The 3,843-nt window shown below is 60.0% G+C and carries 3 protein-coding genes and 1 pseudogene; 3 read left to right on the forward strand and 1 reads right to left on the reverse strand.

Translation table 11 applies throughout. The features are described 5' to 3' along the window. Positions 1-631: pseudogene (locus tag AB5Y85_RS10740) on the forward strand (hypothetical protein); the annotation flags it as partial. After that, on the forward strand, positions 628-969 hold the full coding sequence (locus tag AB5Y85_RS10745; protein WP_047439933.1) for an RT0821/Lpp0805 family surface protein: 342 nt from the start codon (positions 628-630) through the stop codon (positions 967-969). The pseudogene AB5Y85_RS10740 and the gene AB5Y85_RS10745, both read left to right, overlap by 4 nt. Before the next feature lie 87 nt (positions 970-1,056). On the opposite strand, the gene AB5Y85_RS10750 is transcribed toward AB5Y85_RS10745, so the two are convergent. Further along, positions 1,057-2,772, reverse strand: a complete 1,716-nt coding sequence (locus AB5Y85_RS10750; protein WP_100653246.1) for an NAD-dependent malic enzyme — start codon at positions 2,770-2,772, stop codon at positions 1,057-1,059. 274 nt (positions 2,773-3,046) lie between these two features. Here AB5Y85_RS10750 and AB5Y85_RS10755 point away from each other — a divergent pair, with 274 nt between their 5' ends. Beyond that, positions 3,047-3,811: an ABC transporter substrate-binding protein gene (locus tag AB5Y85_RS10755; protein ID WP_257687913.1), complete on the forward strand. Its 765-nt coding sequence runs from the start codon at positions 3,047-3,049 to the stop codon at positions 3,809-3,811. Positions 3,812-3,843: the final 32 nt, after the last annotated feature.

Raw genomic sequence — 3,843 nt, forward strand, 5'->3', positions numbered from 1 at the left:
CAGCGGCGGTGGCAGCAACAGCGGCGGTGGCAGCAACAGCGGCGGTGGCAGCAACAGCGGCGGTGGCAGCAACAGCGGCGGTGGCAGCAACAGCGATGGGGGCAGCGATGACAGTGGCGGCCAAGGCGAGCATGCCGGCGGAGAGCAGCATGGTGGAGGTGAACGGCATGCTGGTGGAGAAAAACATGCAGGGGGAGAACGCCATGGGGGTGGCCGCGGGTTTGGCAATGGCGTTGATGACAACGGCGTGGATGCCGTCGATGCCAACGGCAACAAGCTCAGAGGTGATGGCACCATCGATGACAACGGTGTGGATGCCGTCGATGCCAACGGCAACAAGCTCAGAGGTGATGGCACGGTCGATGACAACGGTGTGGATGCCGTCGATGCCAACGGCAACAAACTCAGGGGCGATGGCACGGTTGATGACAACGGTGTGGATGCCGTCGATGCCAACGGCAACAAACTAAGAGGTGATGGCACGGTCGATGACAACGGTGTGGATGCCGTCGATGCCAACGGCAACAAACTAAGAGGTGATGGCACGGTCGATGATCGCCAGCAAGTGCTTACCGATGAGCAGGAGCGGGCGCTGCTCAACAACGGTTTTCGCCAACAGGGGCAACCATAATGCGATATCTGTTACTACTCCTCCTGCTCGGCCTCACTGGCTGCGCCACGGTCGACACCCCGCCGCTTTACCATCAGATGGATAAGGCAGATGTTCAACTGGCCAATCAGGCCCTTGCCAAGGCGCTGGAAACCCGCACCAAAGGGCAGAGCCTCACCTGGTTCAATCCAGCCAACCGTCACTCGGGTAGCGTCACCCCGCTACGCACCTTCCGCCATAACAGCGGGGAGTGGTGTCGCGACTATCGCGAGCAACTCTATATCGGCAAGGCCAGCCAGCAGTGGCAGGATACCGCCTGTCGCAATCAGGAAGGGCGCTGGCGGCCATTGCGAACTTAGTGAATGCCACGGGGTAAACGAAAGGGGGTAGCAGCGCTACCCCCTTGTCATCTTTACCGATCCGTTATCCGGGCGGTGAATACGCGGTTATACCCGACGATAGGGCAGGTAAACCGGCTCCCACATGTGGTTGAGGATATGCTGCTGCAGATCCTGACCGATCAGCGGGTGGGAGGGATCCCGACGCACGATATCCTTGAGCACGGCGGTGGCCACATGCACCGAGATGCTGCGCAGCTCGCGAATGCGGGGATAAACGGCCCCTTTCGCCAGATCCACCTCACTCACGCACTCGGCCAGCGCAAAAGCGGCGGTAGTGAAGACATCGGGTGTGATCTCGCGGATCTGGCTGACGATGGCCGCCAGACCCACTCCAGGGAAGATAAAGACGTTGTTGCCCTGCCCCACCCGGAACTCCTGCCCCTCGTAGCTCACATCCTTGAACGGGCTGCCAGTCGCGACAATGGCTTTGCCCTTGCTCCAGCGGTAGATATCTTCCGGCAGCGCTTCACAGTTGGCGGTCGGGTTGGAGAGCGGGAATACCATGGGGCGCTCGCAATGTTTCAGCATCAGCTGGATGTGCTCTTCCTGGAAGGCCCCGCCCGAGCCGCTGGTACCCAGTAGCACGGTAATGGGCACATGACGCAGCACATCGGCCAGATTGGCCTTGCCGGGCACCTCGGTATCCCAGCCCGCCAGCAGCAACCCCGGCTTGGCGTAGCGACGCTTGTACTCGTCGAGCCCGTCCCGGTTGTCGCACACCAGCCCCTGGGTATCCAGAATATAGATGCGATCGCGGGCCGCCTGCGGATCCATCCCCTCGCGGATCATTCCCGCGCAGATCTGATCCGCGACGCCAACCCCGCCGGCGCCAGCGCCGTAGACCAGATAGTTCTGCTGGCCCAGGGTCTCCCCCTTGACCTTGACCGCGCCTATGATACCGGCCAGCACCACGGCACCGGTGCCCTGAATATCATCGTTGAATGACGGCAGTGCCTGCTGGTAGCGGGCCAGATTGTTGAAAGCATTGGATTTGCTGAAGTCTTCCCACTGCAGCACGGCATTGGGGAAGTGGCGCTTGACCCCCTGCACGAACTTGTCGATGAACTCTTCATACTCCTTGCCGCGAATGCGCTTGTGGGGGCGGCCCAGATACATGGGATCATCGAGCAGTTTCTGATTGTCGGTGCCCACATCCAGCGCGATGGGCATACAGCAGGCGGGGTGAATACCGGCACCCAGGGTATAGAGCGCCAGCTTGCCGATGGGGATGCCCATGCCGCCGACCCCCTGGTCGCCGATCCCCAGAATGCCCTGGCTGTCGGTGACGACTATGATGCGGATCGATTTGGCATCGAAGTGACGGGCCTGACTGCCCATGTCATCCACGTTGTCCGGGGTGATGTAGAGGCCGCGCGGCTTCTGAAAGCGGTGGCTGAACTCCTGACACGCCTTGCCCACGGTCGGGGTATAGATGTAGGGAGTCATCTCCTCCACATGGCGTGACAACAGGGCATAAAACAGGGTTTCGTTGCGATCCTGCAGGGCACGCAGGTTCTGGTACTTCTCGATATCGCTGCAAGCGCTCTTGAACCCCTCATACACTCGCTCGAGCTGGGCTTCAAAAGTTTGCACCTGAGGCGGCAGCAAACCATCGAGATCAAAATCGGCCCGCTCCTGTTCGGTGAAGGCCGTGCCCTTGTTGAGGTATCGATTGTTAAGCAGATCAGTGCCGGTCAGTGCAACGGGGCGAAAATCCTGTCCCTGTGCATCTTTCCACAGCAGATATTGTCCGGTAGCCATAGTCATTCTCTTTGATTTACGTGAAATTGCCGTTCGGCAGGAGAGCAAGACTCATAATGAAATCAATCATATGACGTTTACTCGATCGGTTTTGTGAGCTTGGGCATACCCTGCGGCCAAAATAGGCGCCCGGCGACCCCGACGAGACAAATATCCACGGCAAGGAATGAGACTCATGTTAGCATTGCGGACAACCCAGCCCCTTTCACCGCATCACAGCCGGGAGTGACCTGATGCCCTCGCCTCTGCCAGCCTGCGCCCCCTTCTTTCTGCCATGCGCCTGATCCCGCTGCTTTCTCTGTGGTTGTTTCTGACCAGCCAATCGGCTCTCGCCGCACCGGGCCGGGTGCTCAACATCATCGTGGGTGAATGGCCCCCTTTCGTCTCCGAGCAATCAAAACAGCACGGTCCCGTGGCCCACCTTATCAGCGATCTGTTCAAGGAGGCGGGCTATGAGGTGAAGTTCCACTTCGCCCCCTGGGGTCGGGTCTATTCGCTGGCGGCCAACAGCCAGCTCTACGACGCCACCGCCGTCTGGATGCACAAACCGGAGCGGGAGCAGGATTTTCTGTTCAGCGAAGCGGTGCTGCAGGAGCAGTTTGTCTTCTTCTCCCTCAAATCACGGCAGCTGCAGGCCGAGCGCCTTGAGCAGATCATCGGCATGCGGTTGGGGGGCGATATCGCCTACAGCTACGGGCCCGCGCTGGACAAGATGGTGGCCGACGGCAAGGTGAGCCAGCAGCGGGTTACCGACGTGAAGCAGAATTTCGGCAAGCTGCTGCGCGGGCGGATCGACCTCTATCCGCAAGAGCTGCGAGTCGGTCTGGCCGAGTTGCAGAGCCAGCTCGACCCCGCCAGCGCGGCACTCATCACCCACAGTCAGACCCCTTTTCTGCGCAACGACAGCTTTGTGATGTTCCCACGCAAAATGCCCGATTCAGCCAAACTGCGGGATCAGTTCAATCAGCAGTTGCAGCAGGCCATCGCCAGCGGGCGCTATCAGGGCTACTTCGAGCGGCTGGCCCGAGGGGATTATTAACCTTGGCGAGGCAAAAACAGAGGGGATAAAAC

Origin of the sequence: Aeromonas sp. R3-1, from assembly GCF_040908345.1 — a bacterium.
GTDB classification, from domain to species: domain Bacteria; phylum Pseudomonadota; class Gammaproteobacteria; order Enterobacterales; family Aeromonadaceae; genus Aeromonas; species Aeromonas veronii.

Excerpts from the sequence above, each read along its gene's own strand:
- AB5Y85_RS10755 (WP_257687913.1), top strand. The coding sequence starts at position 3,047 with ATGCGCCTGATCCCGCTGCTTTCTCTGTGGTTGTTTCTGACCAGCCAA.
- AB5Y85_RS10750 (WP_100653246.1), bottom strand. The coding sequence starts at position 2,772 with ATGGCTACCGGACAATATCTGCTGTGGAAAGATGCACAGGGACAGGAT.